Origin of the sequence: Microbacterium atlanticum, assembly GCF_015277815.1 — a bacterium.
Taxonomy (GTDB): Bacteria; Actinomycetota; Actinomycetes; order Actinomycetales; family Microbacteriaceae; genus Microbacterium; species Microbacterium atlanticum.
Window position 1 is genome coordinate 3,540,813 of sequence record NZ_CP063813.1, and the last position, 25,334, is coordinate 3,566,146.

Genomic DNA, 25,334 nt, shown 5'->3' on the forward strand with positions numbered 1-25,334 from the left:
TCGGCGGACGAGGGCCCGGGTGTTCCCCACGGTCTCGTCCTCAGACTGTCGTCTCACCGGAGAGAGACCCGCCGGCGCGCAGCAGCGACGGGTCAGAAGACGTACTCCATGAGGTCGGTGCCGAGCACGCGGAACGCCTCATGCGCGCGCAGCCGGTGCGAGATCGAGAGGTCGTCGAAGCACACGATGAGCGCATACGACACCCCGGCACGCGGGCCCGCGAGCACCCCCGCCTCGACGCGGACGCCGGAATCCCTGCCCGTCTTGTTGATGAACAGCAGCCCGTGCTCGTCGTTCTCGTGCGAGAACGGGTCGAGGCCGGTGGCGGATGCCACGAGCGACAGGTCGTGGTTGAGACTCAGCCACTCCGCGACCTGGGCGCTCACGCTGGGCGAGACGACCTTCGAGTTCACCAGCGCCGCGAACACCTCGGCGAGCTCCCGCGCGGAGCCGAGGGCGAAGTGCGGCGCATCGTCGGGGCCGCGCTCGTCGCGGAAGCGGTCCAGCAGCGCCGAGCGCGCGAGCCCCAGCTCCTCGATGCGGGTGCGCACCGCGGGCAGGCCGACGCGGCGCAGCAGCGCGTTGGCGGCGAGGGCGTCGCCGGTCGAGGCGGTCAGCACGGCGACGTCCGACAGCGGCAGCGCCGGCGCCTTCAGATGCTGCCACACGCCGCCGACGGTCACCGGCTCCATGTGCGAGCGGTCGATGATCTCGAGCGGATCCAGCGTGCCGGATTCGAAGGCGGCGGCCACCTCGATCAGCAGCGGCACCACGCCGAGTCCGGCGACCGGCAGCGTGACGAAGTCGTCGCCCGACAGCACCGAGGTGCCGCGGTCGAGGTCGGTGATGCGCACCGAGATCTTCGCGCCGGAGGCGGCGAGATCGTCGAGCGCCTTCAGCGTCGACGTGAACGAACGTCTGCCGGCGGCCGCCCTCTTCGGCAGCCTCCGGCCGGTGCTCCGTCGCGCCCCCCGAAGCGACTCGGCATCCTTTCTGGGCTCGGTGCCCACGGGTTTCCCTCCCCTAGATCCTGTTGCGGGGCGTGCGGGCCGCGAACGGCCAGCGCGTCACCAGATGGTGACGCGCTGGTCCTCGTCGAGCCACAGGGCATCGGACGCGGTCACACCGAATGCATCGTAGAACGCGTCGATGTTGCGGACGATCTGGTTGCACCGGAACTCGTTGGGCGCGTGCGGGTCGATCGTGAGCAGGCGGATGGTCTCGGCATCCCGCCCCTTCTGCTGCCAGATCTGCGCCCAGCTCAGCAGCAGGCGCTGGATGCCGGTGAACCCGTCGATCTCGGGCGCCTCGGCCGGTCGGCCCTCGTCGTCGGTGCCGAGCGACAGCGCGTACGCCTTGATGGCGATGCCCAGGCCGCCGAGGTCGCCGATGTTCTCGCCGATGGTGAGGGCGCCGTTGACGTGGTTCTCGTCCGCGAGCCCCTGCGGCACGAGCGCGTCGTACTGCGCGATGAGGCTCTTGGTGCGCTCCTCGAAGGCCGCGCGGTCCTCGTCGGTCCACCAGTCCCGCAGCGACCCGTCGCCGTCGAAGCGGCTGCCCTGGTCGTCGAAGCCGTGACCGATCTCGTGGCCGATGACCGCGCCGATGCCGCCGTAGTTGGCGGCGGCGTCGCGCTCGGCGTCGAAGAACGGGTGCTGCAGGATGGCCGCCGGGAACACGATCTCGTTCATCAGTGGGTTGTAGTAGGCGTTCACGGTCTGCGGGGTCATGAACCACTCGTCGCGGTCGATCGGCTGGCCCACCTTGGCGAGCTGCCGGTCGTGCTCCCACACGTGCGCGCGGCGGACGTTGCCGACGAGGTCCTCCGGGTCGATCTCGAGGGTCGAGTAGTCCTTCCACCGGACCGGGTACCCGATCTTCGGGGTGAAGGTGTCGAGCTTCGCCAGCGCCCGCTCGCGGGTCTCGGGGCTCATCCACTCGAGCTCGGAGATCGACTGGCGGTAGGCCTCGACGAGATTCGCGACGAGCTCGTCCATCGCCTCCTTCGCCGCCGGCGGGAAGTGCCGCTCGACATAGACGCGGCCGATCGCCTCACCCATCGCCGCCTCCGTGAGGCTCACGCCGCGCTTCCACCGCTCGCGGTTCACCGGCACGCCGGTCAGCTGCGTGCCGTAGAACGAGAAGTTCTCGGCGACGAACTCGTCCGAGAGGAACGGCGCCGCCGAGTGCACGACCGCGAAGCGCAGCCACGCCTTCCAGCCCTCGAGATGCTGATCGCTCAGCATGACGCCGAGACCCTCGAGGAAGCTCGGCTGATAGACGTTGATCTCGGCGAACGCGTCGGCGTGATCGGGCGCCATGCCGTCGCGCCAGGGCGACAGGTCGACGCCGACGAGTTCCTGCACCTCGTCCCACGTCTTCAGGTTGTAGGTCTTCACCGCGTCGCGGCTGGCGACGTTGTCCCAGTGGTGCGAGGCGAGCTCGGTCTCGAGCGCGACGATGAGGTCGGCGGATGCCTCGGCCTCGGCGACCCCCGCGAGCTCGAGGATGCGCTGCACGTGCGTGCGGAACGCGATGCGCGTCTCCTGGAAGTTGTCGAGGCGGTAGTAGCTCTCGTCGGGCAGCGACAGCCCGCCTTGGATGAAGAAGGGCACGTAGCGCTGGGGGTTGCCCGGGTCGGGCTCGATGTAGAGGTGGATCAGCGCGGCGATCCCCTCCCGCTCGAATTCTCCGACCGTGCGCAGGAACGCGGGGATCGAGTCGATCGCGTCCACCCGCGCGAGCACGTCGACCAGCGGTGCACCGGCGAGCTCCTCGATGCGCGCGGTGTCCATGAAGCTCGTGTACAGGTCGCCGATCTTGCGGGCCTCGGTGCCGGGCTCGGCCCGCTGCGACTCCTCGATGATGGCGTGGACGTCCTTCTCGGCCTGCTCCGCGATGAGGTGGAACGACCCCCACCGCGCCTTGTCGTCGGGGATCTCGGTGCGCTCCAGCCACGCGCCGTTGACGTGGCGGAACAGATCGTCCTGGGGGCGGATCTCAGCGCTGAGCTCCTCGAGCGCGAGACCGGAACGGGGGGCGTCGGTCATGCGTCCCAGGTTAGTCGTCCCCGGCCCGACGGCTCTGCGGAACCTGTGGACGAAGGGGGCGGATCCCGCGCCCCGGCGTCGGCGACCGCTCGTAGGCTCGGAGGGTGACGACCGCTCCCGACACGCTGAACCGCGACATCCTGCGGCTCGCCGTCCCGGCGCTGGGAGCGCTCGTGGCCGAGCCGCTGTTCCTCATCGTCGACTCGGCGCTCGTCGGTCACCTGGGCGTGGAGCCGCTGGCGGGCCTCGGCATCGCCTCGGCGGTGCTGCAGACGATCGTCGGGCTGATGGTCTTCCTCGCCTACTCCACCACGCCCGCCGTCGCCCGTCGGTTCGGCGCCGGCGACCCCGCCCGCGCGGTCTCCGTCGGCATAGACGGCATGTGGCTCGCGCTGGGCCTGGGGGCGGTCCTCGCGCTGGCAGGCTCCCTCAGCACCCCGATCCTCGTCGGCCTGTTCGGCGCGTCGGCCGCCGTCTCGGAGCAGGCCGAGATCTACCTCGGCATCTCGATGTGGGGGCTGCCCGCGATGCTGGTGGTGTTCGCCGCGACGGGTCTGCTCCGCGGCATGCAGGACACGGTGACACCGCTGTGGATCGCCGGTCTGGGCTTCGCCGCGAACGCGCTGCTGAACTGGGCGTTCATCTACGGGTTCGGGTGGGGGATCGCCGGCTCCGCCCTCGGCACGGTCGCCGCGCAGTGGGGCATGGTCGCCGCGTACGCACTCGTCGTGGCACGGCTGGCACGGCGGCACCAGGCATCCGTCCGTCCGCAGCGCGAGGGCGTGCGCGGCTCGGCGCGCTCGGGCGACTGGCTGTTCCTGCGCACGGTCTCGCTGCGGATCGCGCTGCTGGCGACCGTCGCCGTCGCGACAGGACTCGGCACCGGCGAGCTCGCCGGCTGGCAGGTCGCCTTCACGATCTTCTCCACCGCGGCGTTCGCGCTGGACGCGCTCGCGATCGCCGCGCAGGCGCTCATCGGCAAGGGCCTCGGCGCCGAGGACACGCGGCTCGTCCGCCGCGTGCTCGGGCGGACGGTCGCGTGGGGGGCGTGGTTCGGCATCGTCGTCGGAGCCGTGATCGCCGCGCTGTCGGGCGTCATCGGCCTGCTGTTCACCGGCGATCCCGGGATCGCCGCGCTCGTGCAGCCGGCTCTCCTCGTGCTGGCCGTCGCCCAGCCCGTGTGCGGCGTGGTGTTCGTGCTCGACGGCGTGCTCATCGGCGCCGGCGATGCGAGGTACCTCGCGATCGTGGGCGTGCTGAACCTCGTGCCGTTCCTCCCCGCCCTGCTGCTCGTCGCCGCGCTGCAGCCGGCCGGCGCCGCGGGGCTGGCGTGGCTCGCGGTCGCGTTCTTCGGCGTCTACATGCTCGCGCGGCTGATCACGCTCGGCTGGCGCGTCCGAGGGGCCGCCTGGATGACCGTGGGCGTCTGACGGGCCCGGCGGTCCGGCGCCGCGGCCGGGCGACCGGCGCTCACGCCCAGCGGCGGCACCACTCGTACATCACCACGGCGGCGGCGGCGCTGGCGTTGATCGACCGGGTCGAGCCGTACTGCTGGATCTCGACGACGCCGGATGCCGCGGCCAGCGCGTCCGGCGACAGCCCCGGTCCCTCCTGGCCGAAGAGCAGCACGCAGGCCTCGGGCAGGTCGGCCTGCGGCAGCGGCCGGGAGCCCTCGACGTTGTCGATCGCGATGACGGGCAGGGAGGCGGCATCCGCCCACCCGGCGAAGTCCGCCACCGTCTCGTGGTGCCGCACGTGCTGGTAGCGGTCGGTGACCATCGCGCCGCGGCGGTTCCAGCGGCGCTTGCCGATGATGTGCACCTCGGCGGCGAGGAAAGCGTTGGCGCTGCGCACGATGGAGCCGATGTTCATGTCGTGCTGCCAGTTCTCGATCGCGACGTGGAAGGCGTGGCGGCGCGTGTCCAGGTCGGCGACGATGGCGTCCATCGTCCAGTACCGGTACGCGTCGACCACGTTGCGGGCGTCGCCGTGCGCGAGCAGCTCCGGGTCGAAGCGGGGATCGTCAGGCCACCGGTCGCGTCCGCCCGGCCACGGTCCGACGCCGACCGGGAGTGTCGGCTCCGCCGGTTCGACGGCCGCCGCGACCTCCCGCGCGGACCCGGAAGCGGTCGGATCAGACGTGCCCACCGGGAAAGGGTATCCCGCTGCCGGTGGGCCGATCGGCGACGTCGCGTGTTCGCATTCCGTCGATCGACTCGACCGCCGGGGCGCGCGCCGCTTATGTTGGACTCATCATCGGGACGACCGGGGGGTCAGTTGTTCGACGACGATCAGCGTCAGCGCGCCATCGAGGCGCTCGGGGTCCTGGACACGCCACCGGATGAACGGGTGGACCGCGTCGCCCGGCTCGCGCGGGAGATGTTCGGCGTGCCCATGGTGAGTGTCACCCTGATGGACCGCGACCGGCAGTTCCGCAAGGCGCAGATCGGCCTCGGCGGGCGCGAGGCGCCGCGGGAGGGCTCGTTCTGCGACGTGACCATCCGCCAGGAGGGGACGCTGGTGGTGGAGGATGCCGCCGCCGACGCCGCGTTCGCCGCGAGCCCGTTCGTGGTCGGCGATCCGCATCTGCGCTTCTACGCCGGCCATCCGCTGAAGGCGCCGGGCGGCGAGCAGGTCGGCACGCTGTGCATCATCGACACCGAACCGCGCACACTCGACGACCGCGGCCGGGCGCTGCTGCAGGAGCTCGCGCAGTGGGTGCAATCCGAGCTGACCGACGCCGACGAGCTGGACTACGCCTCAGTGGTGCAGCGCGCCATGCTCCCCGCGCGCACGCCGGAGGTGCCGGGGTACACGCTCGCCGCGTCTGCCACACCGGCGGGCCACCTCCTCGGCGACGTCTACGACTGGCAGGTCGTGGACGGGCGCCTGCGGGTGACCCTCGCCGACGTCATGGGCAAGGGCACCGGTCCCGCGATCGTCGCCTCGGCGGTGAGGGCGTCGCTGCGCACCGCGCCCTCGCGCTCGCTCGCCGACACCGTGTCGGAGGTGGACCGCATGCTCGAGGCCGACCTCGGTGGCGCGAACATCTTCGTCACGGCGGTGGCCGCCGACATCGACCTCGAATCCGGCGGGATCTCGTTCATCGACGCCGGACACAGCCTCGCCTTCATCCTGCGCGCGCACGGCGAATGGGAGCCGCTTCAGTCGACGGGACTTCCCCTGGGGATGGGCTTCGACGAGTCCAGGTCCCCTTCGGGCGCGCTCCTGGGACCAGGCGACGTGTTCATGGTGTGCAGCGACGGGCTGCTCGACATCCTCGACGAGGGCGATCCGTTCGGCCAGGTGCACGACGCGCTGCGCCACCTCGGCCCGCAGGGCGCCGTCGACGAGGCGCGGCGCCTCGCGATGCAGCAGGGTGCACCCGACGACGTGACCGTGCTGGTCGTGAGGCGGGAGCCGTGACCGCGCGCTTCGTGTGGATCCGCATCCTCGCGCTCCTGTCGGTGCTGCTCGGCGTCAACTACATCGTGTGGCGCTGGCTGGACTCGGTGAACTGGTCGGCGTGGTGGATCGCGGTGCCCCTCGTCATCGCGGAGACGTACAGCCTCATCGACACCTTCCTCTTCTCCGCCACGATGTGGCGGGCGCGCGAGCGGCCGGCGCCGGTGTCGCCGCCGCAGGGGACCGTCGACGTGCTCATCACCACCTACAACGAGCCGATAGAGATGGTGATCGCCACCGCGCGGGCGGCGCAGCGCATCGCGTACCCGCACGAGACGTGGATCCTCGACGACGGCGCGCGCCCCGACATGGAGGCCGCCGCCCGCGAGGCGGGGGTGGGCTACATCACACGCTCCTCCGACTGGGACGGCAAGCCGCGGCACGCCAAGGCGGGCAACCTCAACAATGCGCTGTTCCGCACCGAGGGCGAGTTCCTGCTGATCCTCGACGCCGACCAGGTGCCCGACCCCCTGATCCTGCATCGCACGCTCGGGTACTTCGCCGACGACCCCGAGGTCGCCCTGGTGCAGACCCCGCAGTGGTTCGTGAACGTCGACGACGCCGACCCGCTGGGCAGTCAGGCGCCGCTGTTCTACGGGCCGATCCAGCAGGGAAAGGACGGCTGGAACGCCGCGTTCTTCTGCGGCTCCAATGCCGTGCTGCGGCGCGACGCGCTGATGCAGCTCGGCATCGTCGGCTACGTGCGCAGCCTCGAGCAGTCCACGGCGCGCACCCTCCGCGCCGCGGAGGCGCTGCTGACGAAGGCCGCACGCGACCGCGCCGCCGACCCCGCGGTGCGGCTCCAGCTGCGGCTGCTCAGCAGCGAGGTGGCGCAGGCGCGGGTGCGCTTGGACGAAGGCCAGCCGATCGGCGAGGTGACCTATCGGGTGCAGTCCGCGGTGGACACCGCCTCGCGCGAGCTGGTGCGCGGCGACCTGGCCCGCGTGCGTGCCGATCTCGCGGCGATCGGCGAACTGCCGGTGCAGCGCGACGCCGAGCTCGACGCCGTCGTGATCGACGACGCCGGACTGGACGCCCTCGTCACCCGCGAGCTCTCCCCGCTGGGCGCGATCGAGTCGGTGTCCGCGCTCCTGGAGGCGCTGCGGGTGGACCGGCCCGACGAGGCGCAGCCCGTCCAGCCGATGGCGACGATCTCGGTCACCGAGGACATGGCCACGGCGATGCAGCTGCACTCGCTCGGATGGCGCAGCGTCTACCACCACGAGATCCTCGCGCGCGGTCTCGCGCCCGAGGACCTGCGCACGATGCTGACCCAGCGGCTCCGCTGGGCGCAGGGCACGCTCCAGGTGATGCTCCGCGACAACCCGCTGGTGAAGAAGGGGCTCTCGGCCGGGCAGCGCCTGATGTACTTCGCCACGATGTGGAGCTACCTCTCCGGCTTCACCGCGATCGTCTACCTCGCGGCCCCGGTGATCTACCTCGTGTTCGGAGTGATGCCGGTGACGGCCTGGAGCGTGGATTTCTTCGCGCGGTTCCTGCCGTACTTCATCGTCAACCAGATCCTGTTCCTCGTCGTGGCGAAGGGCATCAAGACCTGGCGGGGCCAGCAGTACGCGCTCGCGCTCTTCCCGGTCTGGATCAAAGCGTGCACGTCGGCGTTCTCGAACGTCGTGCTGAAGCGTCCCCTCGGGTTCGCGGTGACGAAGAAGGACGGCCGCGACGAGTCGGGCCCGCCGTGGCGCGAGATCTGGCCGCAGCTGACCGCCATCGCGGTCCTGATCCTGGCCCTCGTGATCGGCCTGGCGAGGCTGGCCGTGGGCACCTCGGACGGCACGGGCACCCTCGTCAACACCGTGTGGGTGATCTACGACCTGGCCGTGCTCAGCGTCATCGTCCAGGCGGCCCTGTACCGCGGGCCGGCGCGCACCGCCGGTCCGGACGCCGTCGACCGCCCGGCGCCCGACGCGGGCGAGACCTCCGACCCCTTGACGACCTGATGCCCTGACGCCCGAGGAGGCTTCGTGAATCTGACAGTGACACCCGGAACGGACTACGCGCTCGTCCGCCCCGAGGGCCGGCTCACCGCGACGTCGGTGCCGCGGCTGAAGCAGGCGGTGGACCAGCTCGTCGGCGCCGGCAGCACGCGCATCGTCGTCGACCTCTCCGGCACCGAGTTCGTGGACTCGTCGGGGCTCGGCGCCCTCATCGGCGGGCTCAAGTCCGCGCGACTGGCCGGCGGCGACCTGCGCATCGCGGCGGCCACCGAGCCGGTCAAGCGGGTGCTCAAGCTCACCAACCTCGACCGCGTGCTGCGCGACCACCCCACCCCGGAGTCGGCGTTCGATGGCGACTGAGCCCGACCTCCGCTGGGAGGGCACCGTCGACGACGCGCTCGTCGACCGCGTGCACGAGTCGCTCGACGAGCTCTTCCGCCGCACGCCGGGGGTGGGCGACGAGGACTCCATGCTGTTCCGTCTGGCCGTGAGCGAGGTCGCGGCCAACGTCGCCGAGCACGCGCAGGCGCGGGAGCCCATCCGGGTGACCGTGGAGCTGGACGCCGACGACGAGGCGCTGTCGGCCGTCTTCACCGACACCGCCGACCCCGCGCTCCTGGATCTCAGCGCCGTCTCGATGCCCGACGCCGACGCCGAGTCCGGGCGGGGCCTCGCGATCGCCCTCGCGGCGTGCGACGAGCTCATTCACGAGACCGAGCGCGGAAACGTCTGGCGGCTGCGTCGCCTGCGCCGCGACGACTGACTCCGCGGGCTCTGCGCTCGAGGCAGCCGTCGCCCGCTTTTCGGCGTGCCGAAATTCCGGTACGGTTTCGGTGTGCCGAAAACCGCCGAACCCACCGCGAGGCGCGACGACCCCGCGCGGGCGCGCCGCCGCGCGCTGACGCTCCCCCGCCTCGCGTGGCTCATCGGGCCGGCGCTGGTCGCCGGGGTGGCCTACCTCGACCCCGGCAACGTGGCGAGCAACATGACCGCCGGAGCCCGCTACGGCTACCTGCTGGTGTGGGTCGTCGTCGTGGGCAACGTGATGGCGTGGCTCATCCAGTACCTCTCCGCCAAGCTCGGGATCGTGACAGGGCAGAGCCTTCCCGAGACGCTCGGCCGACGCATCCGCAATCCGTGGGGCCGGCGGGCGTACTGGCTTCAGGCCGAGCTCGTCGCGATGGCGACCGACATCGCCGAGGTGATCGGCGGCGCGGTGGCGCTCTATCTGCTGTTCGGCATCCCGCTGGTCTGGGGCGGCGCGATCACCGGAGCCGTCTCGATCGGGCTCCTGCTGATCCAGTCGCGCAAGGGACCGCGCCCCTTCGAGTTCGTGGTGATCGGCCTGCTCGTGGTGATTGCCATCGGCTTCTCGTTCGGCGTGCTGGTCGCCCCGCCCGATCCGGCCGGGATCGCCGGCGGCCTCGTGCCGCGCTTCGAGGGCACCGACTCGGTGCTCCTGGCCGCGTCGATCCTCGGTGCGACGATCATGCCGCACGCGATCTATGCGCACAGCGCACTCGCCCGCGACCGCTTCGCCCCCCGCCCCGCCGCGACGTGGTCGCTGAGCGACCGCGCCGCCCCCGACGCGACGCTGGCGGAGCTCCGCGGCATCTCGACGCGGCGTCTGCTGCGCGCGACGAAGTGGGACGTCACCATCGCGATGCTCATCGCCGGCACGGTGAACCTCTGCATCCTGCTGCTGGCCGCGGCGAACCTCGCCGGGGTCCCCGGGACCGACTCGCTCGAGGGCGCCTACGCCGCGCTGTACGCCGGGCTCGGCCCGCTGGTGGCGACCCTGTTCGCGGTCGGGCTGCTCGCGAGCGGCCTGGCCAGCACCTCCGTGGGCGCCTATGCCGGCGCCGAGATCATGCACGGCCTGCTGCACATCCGCGTGCCGCTGCTGGCGCGCCGGCTCGTGACGCTCGTGCCCGCGCTCATCATCCTCGCGATCGGCTTCGACCCCACGGTCGCGCTCGTGCTGAGCCAGGTCGTGCTGTCGTTCGGCATCCCGTTCGCGCTCGTGCCGCTGGTCGCGCTCACCGCCAAGCGGGAGGTGCTCGGCGGGTACCGCAACCGCGTGTGGACGACGATCGCCGGGGTCGCGGCATCCGTCTTCCTCATCACGCTCAACGGCCTGCTGCTGTGGCTCGTGCTGACGGGCGCGTGAGGCGCCCCGCTACCCTTTTCAGGTGCCTTCTCCCGCCGTCGACGATTACCTGAAGACGATCTACCACCACACCGAGTGGCAGGACGATCGCATCACCCCGTCGCAGCTGGCCGCCGAGCTCGGGCTCGCGCCCTCGAGCGTCACCGAGATGGTGCAGAAGCTCGCTGCCCAGGGGCTCGTGACGCATCGGCCGTACGGTCCGATCGCCCTCTCGGCCGACGGGCGGCGGCGGGCGGCGGCGATCATCCGGCGGCACCGGCTGATCGAGACGTGGCTCGTTCAGGAGTTCGGGTACGCCTGGGACGAGGTGCACGACGAGGCCGAGGTGCTCGAGCACGCCATCAGCGACCGGCTGCTCGAGGGCATCGACGCGCGGCTGGGCCGTCCGCGGTTCGATCCGCACGGCGATGCCATCCCGGATGCCGCCGGCGACGTGCACCGCGAGCCCTTCGTGCTGCTCGCCGCGGCGCCCTCCGGCCACGTCGGCCGCGTGCTGCGGGTGAGCGACCGCGATGCGGAGCTGCTGCGCTCCGTGGAGTCGGCGGGCGTGGCGGTCGGGGCGACGGTGATGGTGACGGATGCCGCGACCCTCCGCATCGGCGACGCCGATGTCGAGCTTCCCCCTGGCGCCGCCGACGCCGTGTGGCTCACGGCCTGACCCCTCTCCCGTCCCTTCCTCCCCTTCCTTACCCCCCCGGGACCGCGAGTCGCCAAGACACGCCGTCCGCGCAGCCGCCAGGCGGCGTGTCTTGGCGAGTCAAGGGGGCAGAGGCCTTGCTGCGGCGAGACCGGGCCCCGAGCTCGGGACCCGAAGGCGCGCTCCCCATTGTCGTGACACCCGAACGCCGCGCCCGAGCACTCACCTGGCACGACACGCCGTCACCCCCGGCGTGACACCGCAAGTCGTGACACCCGAACGCCGCGGTCGGCGCTCCCACGCAGCGACGCTCAGCGGCGATCGGCGCCGATCCGCGCGGCGGCCTCGAACGGCCAGCGCACACCGGTCGCGCGCTCGGCGACGTCCCACAGCCGTGCGCCCACCCCGGGGTCGCGCGTGATCTTCGCGGCCGTCTGCCGGCGGGGCTCGCCCCTCGACCCTGACCGCGGCCCCCAGTATTCGCCGCCCTCCACCCCGGGGTCGGTCAAGGCGCGCACGAGCGACCACGCCCCCCGTTCCTTCGACTGCGCGATGCCCGCCTGGAGGTTGTCGCGGAACCGCTTCGCCCGCGACGGCTCGTTGACCCCCACGATGCCCGGCGTGCGCCCGCCGATCGAGTACCCCGGATGCGCCACGATGCTGCGCACATCCGCGCCGGCCGCGCGCAGCCGCCGGTCGGCCTCGAAGCCCAGCGCCGCGGTGGCGACCTTCGACTGCACGTACGCGCGCCACGCCGAGTACCCTTCCGCGAGCTGCGGGTCGACCGGGTCGTACGGGGTGAGCGAGGTCGACATGCTGCCCACCCACACCATGCGCCCCGCGGCGTCGGCGAGAGCGGTCAGCAGCTCCCCCGCGAGCGCGAAATGGCCGAGCGCATTGGTCGCGAACACGACCTCGTGTCCGTCGATCGTGGTCTGCCGCAGCTTCGGCGGGTGGACGATGCCGGCGTTCAGCAGCACGCCGTCCAGCCCGCCGCGACCGCGGATGCTGGCAGCGGCCGAGCGCACCGATCCGAGGTTGGAGGTGTCGAGGATGAGCGGGTCGGTGCCGTCGGTGGCGGCATCCGGAACCCTCCTGCGGATCGCGGCACGCGCACCCGACAGGCGATTCGGATGCCGCGCCGACATGATCACCCGCGCCCCCGCGCGCACGAGCTGCTCGGACGCGAAATAGCCGAGGCCCGTGTTGGAACCGGTCACGAGGTACACCCGACCGGCGAGGTCGGGGAGGCTTCGGGGGTCCCACGTCACGGCTTCGACCCTACGCCTGAGCGCACCTAGTCTGGACGCATGCGCACCCGGTCCGACATCGAATGCTGGCTCACCGATATGGACGGCGTGCTCGTGCATGAGAACACGCCGATCCCCGGGGCATCCGAACTGCTCCAGCAGTGGCGCGATCAGGGCGTGCCGTTCCTGGTGCTCACCAACAACTCGATCTTCACACCGCGCGACCTGGCGGCCCGCCTGCGGGCGTCGGGCCTGCTCGTGCCCGAGGAGTCCATCTGGACATCCGCGCTCGCGACGGCCGACTTCCTGAAGTCGCAGATGCCGGGCGGCACGGCGTTCGTGATCGGCGAGGCGGGGCTGACGACCGCCCTCCACGAGGCCGGCTTCATCATGACCGAGACCGACCCCGACTACGTCGTCGTCGGCGAGACGCGCAACTACTCCTTCGAGGCGATCACGAAGGCGATCCGGTTCATCGGCGGGGGCGCGCGCTTCATCGCGACCAACCCCGATCCGACCGGACCGTCGACCGAGGGCGTGCTCCCGGCGACCGGGGCGATCTCGGCCCTCATCACCAAGGCGACCGGCATGGAGCCCTACGTCGTCGGCAAGCCCAACCCGATGATGTTCCGCTCGGCGATGAACCGCCTGGGCGCGCACTCCGAGAACACCGGCATGATCGGCGACCGCATGGACACCGACGTCGTCGCCGGCATCGAGGCGGGCCTGCACACGGTGCTCGTGCTCACCGGCATCAGCGACGCCGCCGAGATCCAGCGCTACCCCTTCCGCCCCGACGAGGTGCTCGGATCCGTCGCCGACCTCCTCGACGCCGAGCCCGTCGAGTCCGAGGACCCCGAGCTGCTCTGAGCCCGCCGACGGTCTGAGGGTGGACCGAGTGCACGGGTTCGCCGCGAGTGCACGGCGTCTTCCCGCCGGCACGGCGTGCACTCGCGGCCACCGCGTGCACTCGGCGACGGCGGAGGCGGGCGGGGGCGAGCGCACGACCGGGCGTGACGTCGGCGGCCGCCGGTAAGGTCGGCGGCATGGGAGCGCTCGACGACGGCGAGAGGGTGGAGGCGACGGATGCCTCGGCCTGGCGCACTTGGCTGACCGAGAACCATCGCACCTCGACGGGGGCGTGGCTGGTGCGGGCACGCCCCGGGTCGGGGCTCGAGTTCGTGGGCTACGAGGACGCGATCCGTCAGGCGCTCTGCTTCGGCTGGATCGACGGCCCCGTCCGCTCCTTCGATGAGCAGCGCGGCGGCCTGTGGTTCGCGCCGCGACGGCCGTCGAGCGGCTGGGCGGCCACCAACAAGGCCCGGGTCGCCGAACTGGAGGCGAGCGGACTGCTCGCCGAAGCCGGCATCCGTGCCATCGAGCTCGCCAAGCAGAACGGGTCGTGGACGGTGCTCGACAACGCCGAGGCGCTCCGCGAGCCCGACGACCTGGCCACGGCTCTCGACGCCGTGCCCGCGGCCCGCGCGGCGTGGGACGCCTTCCCGCCCTCGACCCGCAAGCTGGGGATCACGACCGTCGACACCGCGCGGCGCCCCGAGACACGCGCCGCCCGCATCGCCAAGCTCGTCGCCGACGCCGCCGAAGGGAAACGCCCGTGATCTCCGACACCGAGCAGACGCTGCTGCTGCTGACGAGCGCCGTCATCCTGCTCGGCACGCTGACCGTGATCCTCTGGCAGTGGCGGCGCCGTCGCGGTCGGGGCGACGACTGAGCGCGGCATCCGCTCGTCGCCGGGCCCACCCACCCGGCGCCCGCGCGAGGGAACCGGCGCCGCGCGTCTCCCGCGGGTCGGCGCGGAGCGCCTACTGCGGGTCGAGCCCCAGGTCGTCGAGGTCGATCGCGGCGAGCCACTGCAGGCCCTCGGCCTCGACGGCCGCCTGCGCACCGGTCTTGCGGTCTACGATGACGGCGACGGCGACCGGCTCGGCCCCCTCGCGCCGCAGCGCCTCGACCGCCTTGAGCGCCGACTGACCCGTGGTGGAGGTGTCCTCGACGACGACGACGCGCTTGCCGGCGACATCCGCCCCCTCCACCTGGCGTCCGCGGCCGTGGTCCTTCGGCTCCTTGCGCACGACGAAGGCGTCGAGCGGAGCCTCAGTGCGCGCGGACTCGTGCATGACGGCATTCGCGATGGGGTCGGCGCCGAGCGTCAGGCCGCCGACCGCGACGATCCCGTCGAGGTCGCGGATGAGGTCGAGCATGATGCGCCCGATCGCCGGAGCCGCGCGGTGGTCGAGCGTGAGCTTGCGCATGTCGACGTAATACGTCGCCTTCTTGCCGCTCGAGAGGGTGAAGTCGCCGTGGAACACCGCCTCCGCCTTGATCAGCGCGATCAGCTGCCGGCGGTCGAGTTCGAGCTCGGGCGTGGAGGCGACGGTCATGCCGTCGAGTCTACGGATGCCGCGCCCCGGCCCTCACGCGTCACCCGGCGAGCGGGCGCCCGCTGAGGGCGGCGGCGTCGCGCGCCGACGCACGCGGAGCGACGGCGTCGCGGCGCTCGTCCGGACCCGTCGCACCGGGCGGCAGGAGGGCTGCGACCGCGCGCGCGACCGCCGGGTCGTCCGACGCCTCCGCGAGCGCAGCGGTGCGCCCGAGCGCGAGGTCCGCGGCGGCCGCGGTGGCGGCGTCGGCCGAAGCGGCGAGACGCTCGAGGTGCGGCGCCGCGCCGCCGATGACCCCGGCCCCGAGCACGCTCTGCAGCACGTCGCGGTCGCGGAGCGTCGCGCCGAGCGCCGCATCGGCCGGCGCCGTTCGCACCAGTGAGACGCGGCCGGACTCCAGCAGCACGCCGGGTCGAACCGCGAAGCGGGCGACGAGGTCGTAGCGCCCGGGCACCGGGAACAGCGGCGCACTCCCCGAGGCGAGGAGCGGCACCGCAGCCAGGAGCCGCTCGCCCTGCGCCAGCTCGACCGACCGCGGCGCGGAGTCCACCGGCCAGGGCCATCTCGCGGGCAGCGGCGCCCCGCCGGCCGGCGTCACGAGGATCTCGAGGTCGCCCTCGACGATGTTCAGCCGGGCGCTCACCGGGCCCGACGGCCCGCCCGCCGCGATGAGCTCGACCTCGGCGAACGCGATGCGGTCGAGCGGAACGGATGCCTCCACCGCCCGCAGCCGCAGCTCCAGCCCGCCGGTGCCCTGCATCTCCGACATCACCCCTGCATCCTCCCGCTCGCCTCCACCCGTGTCATCCCCCGTCGGGATTGAGAAGCCGCCATCGGACCGGGGCGGCCGGAAGCCTGGCCGGCGACGCCGACACGCCGGACACGGATGCCCCGCCCCGGCGTGTCGGACGACCGACCATGCACCGCGCAACCGGCGCCGGGTCAGCGACCCTCGGGCGACGTGAAGTCCGCGGCGATCCGCTCGGCGGCGGCGACGTCCTTCCCCGCCGCCGACCGCGCGCCGCCCTTCGCCCGCGACTTCAGCGCGGCGATGGTGTCGGCGACGACCGGCGCGTCCCGCTCGGTCGGGCTCGCCACCGTCACCGCGAGCGCGGCGACGCGTTCGGCTGGACGGCCCTGCATCGCGAGCTCGAGGAAGTGGGCCGCGTCATCCGGCGCCGCCTCCCGGACGTCGCGGGTCCGGAAGTCCGAGAACGACCGCGCCAGCGCGTTGGCGAGCACGAGGGCTCCGGCGGCTCCGGTGTCGGTGTCGCTGTGCTGCTCGGCAAGGTCCGTCAGCACCGCCCGGGCCGAGGCATCCGTCGCGAAATCCCCCAGCGCGATCGCCCGGCCGACGCCCGGCGTCAGCGTCTTGGCGCTGATGTCGACCTCGGCCTCCGAGGCAGGGCCGCGCACGTCGACCGTCACGGGCGCCGAACGCACCGTCGTCACGGGATCCACCTCGAGCTGCGCTGCGACCGTGTGGCGCCCCGGCTCGGTGAAGGTCACGCCCTGGTTGGTGAAGAACACCTGAACGTGGTTGCGGATCGACTGGCCCGGCTGCAGCACCGTCATCGGCCGCGGACCGCACCCGATGGCGACGTCGACGAGATGCTGCAGCGAATGGTCGGGCGGCGTGTGGAGGAAGACGAGGTCGCCCTCCGACAGGTTGACCAGCGTCGTGACGGTGCGCGGCTGGTCCGACACGTTCGTCAGCACGACCTCGGCCGTCACGTACTCGCCGACGAAGGCCTGCGCCGGCATGGCGATCGTGAGCTCGAGACCGTCGTCGCCCTGATCGCCCCCGAGGCCCGCGGCATCCACCGGAGCCGGCAGTCCTGCCGACAGGTCGCCGTGACCCCAGCCGAAGTTCTTCCAGCCCGGGCGCACCTGCGGATCCGGAGAGTGGATCAGCGACGTGCGGTCGTGGTCGGAGAACACGAACGAGGCGTTGCCGGGATACGGGTTCGCCGCGGTGGCGAAGCCCATGACGTCGCCGGTCTGGTTCATGATCTCGGTGCCGATGCCCGGGTTGTGAACGTCGTGCTTCGGGTGCCACAGGTTGAACGCGTGGCCCGCCTCGTGCACCAGGGTGCGCAGGAACGCCGCCGGCACCTCGTCCAGCGGACGCCCGCGCGCAGCCGCCGCGATGAACGAGTCGTTGCCGAGCCGCACGTCCGCGAAGCCGGCGGCGCCCTCGCGCGGCACGGTGTCGTCGTCGAACATGATCCCGAAGAGGCCGCCCTGCGCCGACCCGACGAACAGCCACAGCCGCCAGCCGTCGCCTGCCACCGCCTGCCGGTGCCCGGTCATCAGCGTCGCGAGCTCGGCGTTGGTCAACGCGGTGTCTTCGGGCACGTCGATCTCGTCGGTCACGACCGTCACGTCCCACCCTGCCGTCGCGTACACCGAGCGGACCGTCGCCGCGGCACCCGAGCCGATGGTGGCGGATGCCGGGAACGCACGGTTCACCATCGCGTCGACCTCGATGCGGCAGCCGCGGTACAGCGGCGAGGTCTTCGTCGCCGTGACATTGGTCACCGTGCCGCCGATCGACAGCGTTCCGCTCATGCGCTGCGCCGACCCCAGGAGGGCGGTGGACGCGGACACCACGAGCGGTCGTCGGCATCGCAGCGTGAGGGTGCCCGTGTCGGTGGAGACGAACTCCTGAGTGGTGCGGTTCCACAGGTGCCGCACGATCTGCACGGTGAGCGTGCTGCCGGCGTACGTGGCGCCCTGGGACCGGAAGTACCAGGTGTACTGCGACGCCGGGAAGGACGGGTACCACCGCAGGCTGAACGCGGGGAACTCAGAGAGGACCGGCGGGTCGTCCGCCGCATCCGGTTCGGCATCTCCGTCGGCATCACCGCCGAACGGCTGTGGGCCCGGGAACGGCCCGGGCTCGGGGAAGGGCCCCGGCTCGGGAAGGGGGAACGGGCGCTTCAGCTCGAACTCGGGGATGACGACGGGCGGGAAGACGCGCCGGGAGTACATGTCGCCCGACACGCGCAGCGACGATGCGCCGACCTCGATGCGCATCGCGCCGCGCACCTCGGGGCCGAAGACGGTGCGCCGCTCGAGCTCGAGCAGCCACGACCCGTCGAGCGTGCCGATGGGGCACGGACGGGTGAGCACCTCCGGACGGATGACGGGACCGACGACGAGCTCGCCGTCGGCGTCGAACTCCAGGGGCGCGGACTCGCGCGTGTGGGCCGCGTGGCCGCAGCCGCAGTCTTGTTCCATGGTGGGTCTCGCTTTCCCGACCGCGGACGCGGCCGCTGGCAGGAAGGAGAGTCCGGCACGGACCGCTGATACGCGCGGACGCGGCATCCGACCTGTCCTTCGCCTGTCGGCCGCCCGCCTTAGGCTTGAGGCCATGCGTTTGGCCACCTGGAACGTCAACTCGATCCGCGCCCGTGTCGACCGCATCGTCGACTTCGCCGTGCGCGAGCACATCGATGTGCTGGCGATGCAGGAGATCAAGTGCAAGGCCGACCAGTTCCCGTTCGACAGGTTCGAAGACGCCGGCTTCCACGTCGAGGCGCACGGCTTCTCGCAGTGGAACGGCGTGGCGATCGCGAGCCGCGAGCCGCTCACCGATGTGCGCACCGCGTTTCCCGGCATGCCCGGGTTCGAGAAGGGACACAACGGGCCGGATGCCCCGCAGGAGGCGCGCGCGATGGGCGCGACCGTCGGCGGGGTCGAGGTGTGGAGCCTCTACGTTCCCAATGGGCGCTCGCTCGGCGACCCGCACTACTACTACAAGCTCGACTGGCTGTCGGCCCTCGCGCAGTACACCGCCGACGCGCTCGCCGCTAACCCCGACCTTCCGCTCGCCCTCGTCGGCGACTTCAACATCGCGCCGACGGATGCCGACAACGGCGACCCCGCAGTGGTGCCCGGCTTCTCGACGCACGTCTCGCCGCCCGAGCGCGAGGCGTTCGCCGCCCTCGAAGCGGCCGGCGCCCACGATGTCGTGCGACCGCTCATTCCGACCGGCTACACGTACTGGGACTACAAGCGGCTGAAGTTCCCCCGCAACGAGGGCATGCGCATCGACTTCATCCTCGGCTCGGACGCGATCGCCGACGCCGTCACCGGCGCGACCATCCACCGCAACGAGCGCAAGGGCGAGCTGCCCAGCGACCATGTGCCGGTGGTCGTCGACCTCGACCTCGAGGGTCCCGACGACGACGATCGCCCGATGATCTTCTGACGCGGGGAGGTTCCGGCGTACTCACCCCTCCGGGGACATGTCGCCCGTCTGCACGTCGCCGCCCGCCGGACCGTACCGCAGCAGCACGGCGCCGCTCGGCCCGGTGACGGCAGGCTCGAGGAGGGTGAAGTTGCCGGGCGCGGCGCCCTCGGGGAACACCCGCTTCCCACGCCCCAGCACCACCGGGTAGACCCACAGCGTCAGCACGTCGAAGAGCTGCTCCTTGAGCAGCGTCTGCGCGAAGTTCACGCTCCCGATGACGTGGATGCTGTCGTGCCGCGCGCGCAGCGCCTCGACCTCGCGCGCGAGGTCCATGCCGAGCTGCGTGGAGCCATCCCATCCGAGGTTCGGAAGGCCCCGCGAGGCGACGTACTTGGGCACGCGGTTGAAGACGTCGGCGATGCCGCCCGACTGGTGCGGCCAGTAGCCGGCGAAGATGTCGTAGGTCCGGCGCCCGAGCAGCAGTGCGTCGAGCTCCGAGATCCCCTCCCAGATCGTGGCGCCGATGACGTCGTCGCGGAACGGCGCCTGCCAGCCGCCGTACGGGAAGTCGCCCGTCCGGTCCTCGTCGGGACCGCCCGGCGCCTGGGCGACGCCGTCGAGCGTGGTGAACAGGTCGATGTGGATGCGACCGGCCATGATGTGTCCCTTCCGCGGGCCCCTGACGCGGCGAGCGCGGTCGGGTCGATGGCCGGCGTCCGTGCCGACCGTGCGAGCAGTCTCGCATCTGCCGCCCGACGGCGACCCGCCCTTGCCGATCGCGCCGGGTCGCGGTATCCGTTCTCCGTCTGACGGGGGATGCCCCTCCCCCGGCGTCCCCCTACCGTGGAGGGATGTCCGACCTTCCACCCGCACCGGCCATGCGCCGGCCGCGGCCGACGGCGCACGAGCTGCGCAACGACGTCTGGCTGGCGGCCGGGCTGTTCGTCGCGGCGATCCTCAGCAGTGCACTCGGTTCGGTCGCCGGCGTCTACGGCGGCGACGCCGCCGAGGGCCTGCAGTGGGCGCTGCTCTACAGCCTCGGGCTCACCGCTCCGCTGTCGGTGCGGCGCCGCTTTCCCGAGATCGCGGTCGTCGCGATCGCCGTGGTGTTCTTCGTCGGGGTGACGTTCCGCATTCCCGACCTGTACGTCAGCAACATCTCGATGTTCATCGCGCTGTACACCGTCGGCGCATGGGTCGACGACCGCCGCCGCGCGATGTGGGTGCGGGTCGGGGTGATCGTCGGCATGTTCGTGTGGCTGCTGATCACGACCTTCCAGGCCGCGATCGATCCCAGCGACGAGACGTTGTCGCGGGCCGGGCTGTTCTCGCCGTTCGCGGCCTACATGCTCATCCAGTTCCTGGTGAACGCCGCCTACTTCGGCGGCGCGTACTACATGGGCGATCACGCCTACGCGGCGGCGATGTCGCGCGCCGCGCTCGAGGAGCGCACCCGTGAGCTGGAGCGCGAGCGCGAGGTCACGGCGGCTCAGGCGGTCGCGCTCGACCGCGTGCGGATCGCCCGCGAGCTCCACGACGTGGTCGCGCATCACGTGTCGGCGATGGGCGTGCAGGCCGGTGCGGCGCGCGCCGTACTGGACCGGGATCCGGATGCCGCGCGCGGCGCGCTCGCGCAGGTCGAGGCATCCGCCCGCTCCTCCCTCGTCGAGCTGCGACAGCTGCTCGAGACGCTGCGCACGTCGGGCGGCGACGCCGACGGCGGCTCGACCGTCCACCTGTCGGGGATCGCCGAGCTCGTCGCGCATGCGGACCGCAACGGCCTGCCCACGACGCTGACGGTCATCGGCGAGCCGGTCGAGCTGCCCGAGCTCGTGCAGGTCAACGTCTACCGCGTGGCGCAAGAGGCCCTCACCAACGCCCGCCGCCACGGCGGGCCGGACGCCGCCGCCGACGTGCGCCTGCGCTACACCGACGAGGCGGTGGAACTCGAGGTCGCCAACACCGGGCGCGCGGTCGCGTCGGCGTTGCGGCCGGGGCTCGGCCTCGTCGGCATGCGCGAGCGGGCGATCGCATCGGGCGGCGAGCTCGAGGCCGCGCCGAGGGCGCGCGGCGGGTTCCTGGTGCGCCTGCGTGTGCCCGTTCCCGCGCGCGTGGGGGTCGACACGTGAGCGCGCCGATCCGCGTGCTGCTGGTCGACGACCACGCGGTGATGCGTGCGGGTTTCCGCATGATCCTCGAGTCGGCCGGCGACCTCGCCGTCGTCGGCGAGGCGTCGAACGGCCGGGAGGCGGTGGCCGCGGCATCCGATCTGCGTCCTGACGTGATCTGCATGGACGTGCAGATGCCCGACATGGACGGGCTCGAAGCGACCCGTCGCATCGTCGCCGACACCGACTCCGACGCCGCCGTCGTCGTGGTGACGACGTTCGACCGCGACGACTACCTGTTCGAGGCGCTCGCCGCCGGCGCGAGCGGGTTCCTGCTGAAGAACGCCGGACCCGAGGAGCTCGTCTCGGCCGTGCGGGTCGCCGCGGCCGGCGATGCGCTGCTCGCGCCCGAGGTCACGCGGCGGGTGATCGCCCGGTTCGCCGCGGCCCCGCCGCAGAACTCCACGGATCTCGTCGCGGCGAGCCCCGCCGGGCCCGGGTCCCCCGGTGCGAGCGGCGCATCCGTGGAGTTTCGCCGATCCGCCCTCGCTGACGCCGCGCCCGGTGCCGGTGCCGCTGCCAGTGGCGGTGCCGGTGCCGCTCCGGTTCCCGACCTCACCGAGCGCGAGGCCGAGGTGCTGCGGCTCGTGGCCCAGGCGATGAGCAACGCCGAGATCGCCCAGCGCCTGTTCATCGGCGAGGCGACCGTCAAGACGCACGTGTCGAACGTGCTGCAGAAGCTCGGCGCCCGGGACCGGGTCGCCGCGGTCGTGTACGCGCACCGTCACGGCCTGGTCTGATCCCGCCCGCGCCAGCCCCGCCAGCCCGCCCCCACGAGCCCCGCCCCCCGACTCGCCAGAACACGCCGGACCGAAACCCCGCGCCCGGCGTGTCTTGGCGACTCACGGGAAGGGCCGGGCACCTAGAGCTGCCGCGGGACCGGAAGGACCCCGACTCGCCAAGACACGCCGGACCGAAACCCCGCACCCGGCGTGTCTTGGCGACTCACGGGAAGGGCCGGGCACGCGGAGCTGCCGCGGGACCGGAAGGACCCCGACTCGCCAGAACACGCCGGACCGAAACCCCGCGCCCGGCGTGTCTTGGCGACTCGCGGGAAGGGGCACGCCCAGAGAAGAACGCGAAGGGCCGGACGACGGATGCCTCGACCCGGCGCCGGCGCGGGGCACCGGGTCGAAGCATCCGTGACGAGAAGACCCGCGACGAGGGTTACGCGGCGACGGGGACGGCGACGTAGCGGTCGACCAGCGCGCCGAAGGCCTCGAGGTAGCCGACGAGGAAGTCGGCGGTCTGGTCGCTGGTCACCTCGCCGTTGTCGGCGAAGAGGCCCGGCGTCGTCTGGACGTATCCCTCGGGCTGGCCAAGTGTCGGGGCGTTGTAGTGGCTGAGGATCGCCTTGAGGTGCTGCTGCGCGGCGGCGGTCGCGATGCCGCCCTGCGACGTGCCGATGACGGCGGTGGGCTTGCCGTTGAACGAGCCCTGACCCCACGGGCGCGCAGCCCAGTCGAGGGCGTTCTTGAGGACGCCCGGGATGGAGCGGCTGTACTCGGGGGTCACGATGATGACGCCGTCGACGTCGTCGATCGCCTGCTTGAAGTCGCGCGCGACCTGCGGGAAGTCGGCGTCGTAGTCGGGCGAGTAGAAGGGGAGGTCCTTGATCGGGATCTCGACGAGCGTCGTGCCCTCGGGGGCGAGGCGCTCGAGGGCCTTCGCGAGACGGCGGTTGAGCGAGGTGGACGAGATGCTGCCGACGATGTAGCCGATGGTCCGATCGGACATGGATTCACTCCTTGAGAAGACAAAGGTCCCCGGCGGGGACCACCGTGGACGTTCCACCCCGATGCAAGCACGCCAACCTGAGATCTATTCCCACGAATGAATTGTGACGCTGTGTGACGCCCCACCGACAGCGCCTGAAACACGCCCGTCACCCGACCCGCACGACGCTCCGCCCCGCGACGGACGCCCGGAGATCCCCCTCGCGGGGGAGGACGTCCGCGGCGGCTCGCCCTACCGTGGAGACAAGCGACGAAAGGGGACCAGGATGCTGCAGCTGCGCGGGATCGAGAAGAGCTACGGGGGGCGCCGCGTGCTCGACGACGTGTCGTTCGACGTGCGTCCCGGGCGGCTGACCGGCTTCGTCGGCGGCAACGGCGCCGGCAAGACGACGACGATGCGGATCGTGCTCGGCGTGCTCGCCGGCGACGCCGGCACTGTCACGCTCGACGGCGCCGTGGTGACGGCATCCGATCGCCGCTTGTTCGGCTACATGCCCGAAGAGCGCGGGCTCTATCCCAAGATGAAGGTGCTCGAGCACATCGTGTACCTCGCGCGCCTGCACGGCTTCTCGAAGACGGATGCCTCGACCCGCGCGACCGCGCTCCTCGAGCAGCTGGGGCTCGGCGAGCGCCTGAACGACAATGTCGAGACGCTGTCACTGGGCAACCAGCAGCGCGCGCAGATCGCCGCAGCGCTCGTGCACGACCCGCAGGTGCTGATCCTCGACGAGCCGTTCTCCGGGCTCGACCCGCTCGCCGTCGATGTCGTCGCGGGCGTGCTGCAGGAGCGCGCGCGGGCGGGGGCAGCCGTGCTGTTCTCGTCCCACCAGCTCGACGTGGTCGAGCGCCTGTGCGACGACCTCGTCATCATCGCCGGCGGCACCATCCGCGCCGCCGGAGCCCGCAACACGCTGCGCGCGCAGCACTCGACCCGCCGCTTCGAGCTGGTCTCGGCCGGCGACGCCGGGTGGCTCCGCGCCGAGCCTGGCGTCGAGGTGCTCGACTTCGACGGCGGCTACGCCGTCTTCGACGCGGACAGCGACGAGACGGCACAGCGGGTGCTGCGCCGGGCCGTCGCCCACGGGGATGTCGCGAGCTTCGCGCCGCAGCATCCGTCCCTCGCCCAGATCTTCAAGGAGGTCATCCAGTGAGCACCACCGGCACCCGCGGCAGCAGCGGAACCCTGAGCGACGGGCAGGCGATCTGGCTCGTCGCCGAGCGTGAGATCGGCTCGAAGCTGCGCAGCAAGGCGTTCGTCATCTCGACGGCGATCCTGTTCCTCGGCGCGCTCGCGCTGGTCATCTGGGCCGGCTTCCAGGCCTCGAACAGCACCGGCACGCCGGTCGCGGTCACCAGCGACGCGTCGCAGTACGTGGCGGGCGTGGAAGGACTCGACGTCACCGACGTGAGCGACCGCGCCGAGGCTGAGGCGCTCGTCATGAGCGGAGAGGTGGACGCCGCGGTCGTGGCGGACTCGTCCTCTCCGCTCGGCTTCGCGGTGGTGGCGGAGTCCGACGCGCCCACGCAGCTGCTGCTGCAGCTCTCGCAGCTGCCGCCGGTCGAGCTCCTCGCGCCCGCCGAGGTCGACGCGGCGCTCGGCTACGTCGCCGCGATCGGCTTCGGGATCGTGTTCCTCTTCGCCGCATCGATGTTCGGCGGCACGATCGCGCAGAGCGTCGTGGAGGAGAAGCAGACGCGCGTCGTCGAGCTCCTCATCTCGGCGATCTCGGTGCGGGCGCTGCTCGCGGGCAAGGTCATCGGCAACACGATCCTGGCCATGGGGCAGATCCTGATCCTGGCCGCGATCGCGATCGTGGGACTCACCGTCACCGATCAGACGGCGCTGCTGCAGGGTCTCGGCGGACCCATCGCCTGGTTCGCGGTGTTCTTCCTGTTCGGCTTCGTCCTGCTGGCGTCGCTGTTCGCGGCGGCCGCCTCGATGGTGTCGCGCATGGAGGACATCGGCTCGACGACGACGCCGCTGACGATGCTGGTCATGGCGCCGTACTTCCTGGTGATCTTCTTCAACGACAACCCGCTCGTGCTGGGGATCATGTCGTACGTGCCGTTCTCGGCGCCCGTCGGCATGCCGATGCGCATCTTCCTCGGACAGGCGCAGTGGTGGGAGCCGCTCGTCTCGCTCGCGATCCTGATGGCGACGTGCGTCGCGGCGATCCTCGTCGGCGCCCGCATCTACGAGAACTCGCTGCTGCGCATGGGCGCGCGCGTCAAACTGTCGGAAGCGCTGGCCGGCTGATCTGCCCGGGCTCCGGAAGGAGTCGAGCGGATGCCGCGACCGCCGG

23 protein-coding genes are annotated in these 25,334 nt (G+C 72.0%); 14 read left to right on the forward strand and 9 right to left on the reverse strand.

Annotated elements, in window-relative coordinates; all coding sequences use genetic code 11:
* Nucleotides 1–92 precede the first annotated feature (92 nt).
* Both IR212_RS16200 and IR212_RS16205 read right to left on the reverse strand, forming a co-directional pair.
* Nucleotides 93–1,010: a serine hydrolase gene (locus IR212_RS16200; protein WP_228479383.1), complete on the reverse strand. Its 918-nt coding sequence runs from the start codon at nucleotides 1,008–1,010 to the stop codon at nucleotides 93–95.
* A 57-nt stretch (nucleotides 1,011–1,067) separates the two neighbouring features.
* Nucleotides 1,068–3,050, reverse strand: coding sequence for a M13 family metallopeptidase (locus IR212_RS16205; RefSeq protein WP_194396879.1), 1,983 nt, complete (start codon nucleotides 3,048–3,050; stop codon nucleotides 1,068–1,070).
* Nucleotides 3,051–3,154: 104 nt separating this feature from the next.
* On the opposite strand from IR212_RS16205, the gene IR212_RS16210 reads away from it, so the two are divergent.
* The gene (locus tag IR212_RS16210; protein ID WP_194396880.1) at nucleotides 3,155–4,480 is read left to right on the forward strand and encodes an MATE family efflux transporter; all 1,326 of its coding nucleotides are present in this window, start codon (nucleotides 3,155–3,157) and stop codon (nucleotides 4,478–4,480) included.
* A gap of 40 nt (nucleotides 4,481–4,520) precedes the next feature.
* Here the strand turns inward: IR212_RS16210 and IR212_RS16215 are convergent, their stop codons facing one another.
* On the reverse strand, nucleotides 4,521–5,198 hold the full coding sequence (locus tag IR212_RS16215; protein ID WP_194396881.1) for a TrmH family RNA methyltransferase: 678 nt from the start codon (nucleotides 5,196–5,198) through the stop codon (nucleotides 4,521–4,523).
* Nucleotides 5,199–5,327: 129 nt separating this feature from the next.
* On the opposite strand from IR212_RS16215, the gene IR212_RS16220 reads away from it, so the two are divergent.
* The 6 genes from IR212_RS16220 (at nucleotide 5,328) to IR212_RS16245 (ending at nucleotide 11,298) form a co-directional block, all read left to right on the forward strand.
* Nucleotides 5,328–6,476, forward strand: coding sequence for a PP2C family protein-serine/threonine phosphatase (locus tag IR212_RS16220; RefSeq protein ID WP_228479384.1), 1,149 nt, complete (start codon nucleotides 5,328–5,330; stop codon nucleotides 6,474–6,476).
* On the forward strand, nucleotides 6,473–8,473 hold the full coding sequence (locus IR212_RS16225; protein WP_194396883.1) for a glycosyltransferase family 2 protein: 2,001 nt from the start codon (nucleotides 6,473–6,475) through the stop codon (nucleotides 8,471–8,473). Before IR212_RS16220 ends, IR212_RS16225 begins: the two co-directional genes overlap by 4 nt.
* A 24-nt stretch (nucleotides 8,474–8,497) precedes the next feature.
* Complete coding sequence (locus IR212_RS16230) at nucleotides 8,498–8,830, forward strand: STAS domain-containing protein (protein WP_194396884.1); 333 nt, start codon at nucleotides 8,498–8,500, stop codon at nucleotides 8,828–8,830.
* Entirely contained in the window at nucleotides 8,820–9,233 is a 414-nt protein-coding gene (locus tag IR212_RS16235; protein WP_194396885.1) for an ATP-binding protein, read from the forward strand. The genes IR212_RS16230 and IR212_RS16235 overlap by 11 nt, the downstream gene beginning before the upstream one ends.
* 72 nt (nucleotides 9,234–9,305) lie before the next feature.
* Nucleotides 9,306–10,640, forward strand: coding sequence for an Nramp family divalent metal transporter (locus tag IR212_RS16240; RefSeq protein ID WP_475591207.1), 1,335 nt, complete (start codon nucleotides 9,306–9,308; stop codon nucleotides 10,638–10,640).
* Between the two features lie 22 nt (nucleotides 10,641–10,662).
* Entirely contained in the window at nucleotides 10,663–11,298 is a 636-nt protein-coding gene (locus IR212_RS16245) for a metal-dependent transcriptional regulator (protein ID WP_194396886.1), read from the forward strand.
* Nucleotides 11,299–11,588: 290 nt separating this feature from the next.
* On the opposite strand, the gene IR212_RS16250 is transcribed toward IR212_RS16245, so the two are convergent.
* Nucleotides 11,589–12,548 (reverse strand): SDR family NAD(P)-dependent oxidoreductase, encoded by a 960-nt coding sequence (locus IR212_RS16250; RefSeq protein WP_228479385.1) that lies wholly within the window; start codon nucleotides 12,546–12,548, stop codon nucleotides 11,589–11,591.
* A gap of 39 nt (nucleotides 12,549–12,587) precedes the next feature.
* Between IR212_RS16250 and IR212_RS16255 the strand changes: the two genes are divergently transcribed.
* Nucleotides 12,588–13,397 (forward strand): HAD-IIA family hydrolase, encoded by an 810-nt coding sequence (locus IR212_RS16255; RefSeq protein WP_194396888.1) that lies wholly within the window; start codon nucleotides 12,588–12,590, stop codon nucleotides 13,395–13,397.
* 176 nt (nucleotides 13,398–13,573) lie between these two features.
* Entirely contained in the window at nucleotides 13,574–14,146 is a 573-nt protein-coding gene (locus IR212_RS16260) for a YdeI/OmpD-associated family protein (RefSeq protein ID WP_194396889.1), read from the forward strand.
* Nucleotides 14,147–14,350: 204 nt separating this feature from the next.
* Here the strand turns inward: IR212_RS16260 and pyrE are convergent, their stop codons facing one another.
* From pyrE to IR212_RS16275, 3 genes are all read right to left on the reverse strand, one after another.
* Entirely contained in the window at nucleotides 14,351–14,929 is a 579-nt protein-coding gene (gene pyrE, locus IR212_RS16265; RefSeq protein ID WP_194396890.1) for an orotate phosphoribosyltransferase, read from the reverse strand.
* 40 nt (nucleotides 14,930–14,969) lie between these two features.
* Nucleotides 14,970–15,698, reverse strand: a complete 729-nt coding sequence (locus IR212_RS16270) for a hypothetical protein (RefSeq protein WP_194396891.1) — start codon at nucleotides 15,696–15,698, stop codon at nucleotides 14,970–14,972.
* Nucleotides 15,699–15,871: 173 nt separating this feature from the next.
* Entirely contained in the window at nucleotides 15,872–18,172 is a 2,301-nt protein-coding gene (locus IR212_RS16275; RefSeq protein WP_194396892.1) for a hypothetical protein, read from the reverse strand.
* A gap of 133 nt (nucleotides 18,173–18,305) precedes the next feature.
* Here IR212_RS16275 and IR212_RS16280 point away from each other — a divergent pair, with 133 nt between their 5' ends.
* Nucleotides 18,306–19,145: an exodeoxyribonuclease III gene (locus tag IR212_RS16280; protein WP_194396893.1), complete on the forward strand. Its 840-nt coding sequence runs from the start codon at nucleotides 18,306–18,308 to the stop codon at nucleotides 19,143–19,145.
* Between the two features lie 21 nt (nucleotides 19,146–19,166).
* Here the strand turns inward: IR212_RS16280 and IR212_RS16285 are convergent, their stop codons facing one another.
* Entirely contained in the window at nucleotides 19,167–19,784 is a 618-nt protein-coding gene (locus IR212_RS16285) for a dihydrofolate reductase family protein (RefSeq protein ID WP_194396894.1), read from the reverse strand.
* Nucleotides 19,785–19,978: 194 nt separating this feature from the next.
* On the opposite strand from IR212_RS16285, the gene IR212_RS16290 reads away from it, so the two are divergent.
* Nucleotides 19,979–21,256, forward strand: coding sequence for a sensor histidine kinase (locus IR212_RS16290; protein WP_194396895.1), 1,278 nt, complete (start codon nucleotides 19,979–19,981; stop codon nucleotides 21,254–21,256).
* A complete protein-coding gene (locus tag IR212_RS16295; RefSeq protein ID WP_194396896.1) occupies nucleotides 21,253–22,035 on the forward strand; it encodes a response regulator in 783 nt (260 codons plus the stop codon). The genes IR212_RS16290 and IR212_RS16295 overlap by 4 nt, the downstream gene beginning before the upstream one ends.
* 427 nt (nucleotides 22,036–22,462) lie before the next feature.
* Here the strand turns inward: IR212_RS16295 and IR212_RS16300 are convergent, their stop codons facing one another.
* The gene (locus IR212_RS16300; RefSeq protein WP_194396897.1) at nucleotides 22,463–23,032 is read right to left on the reverse strand and encodes an NADPH-dependent FMN reductase; all 570 of its coding nucleotides are present in this window, start codon (nucleotides 23,030–23,032) and stop codon (nucleotides 22,463–22,465) included.
* Between the two features lie 265 nt (nucleotides 23,033–23,297).
* On the opposite strand from IR212_RS16300, the gene IR212_RS16305 reads away from it, so the two are divergent.
* On the forward strand, nucleotides 23,298–24,182 hold the full coding sequence (locus IR212_RS16305) for an ABC transporter ATP-binding protein (protein WP_194396898.1): 885 nt from the start codon (nucleotides 23,298–23,300) through the stop codon (nucleotides 24,180–24,182).
* On the forward strand, nucleotides 24,179–25,288 hold the full coding sequence (locus IR212_RS16310; protein WP_194396899.1) for an ABC transporter permease: 1,110 nt from the start codon (nucleotides 24,179–24,181) through the stop codon (nucleotides 25,286–25,288). The genes IR212_RS16305 and IR212_RS16310 overlap by 4 nt, the downstream gene beginning before the upstream one ends.
* Nucleotides 25,289–25,334 lie beyond the last annotated feature (46 nt).

Excerpts from the sequence above, each read along its gene's own strand:
- IR212_RS16205 (WP_194396879.1), bottom strand. The coding sequence starts at position 3,050 with ATGACCGACGCCCCCCGTTCCGGTCTCGCGCTCGAGGAGCTCAGCGCT.
- IR212_RS16235 (WP_194396885.1), top strand. The coding sequence starts at position 8,820 with ATGGCGACTGAGCCCGACCTCCGCTGGGAGGGCACCGTCGACGACGCG.
- IR212_RS16255 (WP_194396888.1), top strand. The coding sequence starts at position 12,588 with ATGCGCACCCGGTCCGACATCGAATGCTGGCTCACCGATATGGACGGC.
- IR212_RS16260 (WP_194396889.1), top strand. The coding sequence starts at position 13,574 with ATGGGAGCGCTCGACGACGGCGAGAGGGTGGAGGCGACGGATGCCTCG.
- pyrE (WP_194396890.1), bottom strand. The coding sequence starts at position 14,929 with ATGACCGTCGCCTCCACGCCCGAGCTCGAACTCGACCGCCGGCAGCTG.
- IR212_RS16270 (WP_194396891.1), bottom strand. The coding sequence starts at position 15,698 with ATGTCGGAGATGCAGGGCACCGGCGGGCTGGAGCTGCGGCTGCGGGCG.
- IR212_RS16275 (WP_194396892.1), bottom strand. The coding sequence starts at position 18,172 with ATGGAACAAGACTGCGGCTGCGGCCACGCGGCCCACACGCGCGAGTCC.
- IR212_RS16280 (WP_194396893.1), top strand. The coding sequence starts at position 18,306 with ATGCGTTTGGCCACCTGGAACGTCAACTCGATCCGCGCCCGTGTCGAC.
- IR212_RS16285 (WP_194396894.1), bottom strand. The coding sequence starts at position 19,784 with ATGGCCGGTCGCATCCACATCGACCTGTTCACCACGCTCGACGGCGTC.
- IR212_RS16290 (WP_194396895.1), top strand. The coding sequence starts at position 19,979 with ATGTCCGACCTTCCACCCGCACCGGCCATGCGCCGGCCGCGGCCGACG.
- IR212_RS16300 (WP_194396897.1), bottom strand. The coding sequence starts at position 23,032 with ATGTCCGATCGGACCATCGGCTACATCGTCGGCAGCATCTCGTCCACC.
- IR212_RS16305 (WP_194396898.1), top strand. The coding sequence starts at position 23,298 with ATGCTGCAGCTGCGCGGGATCGAGAAGAGCTACGGGGGGCGCCGCGTG.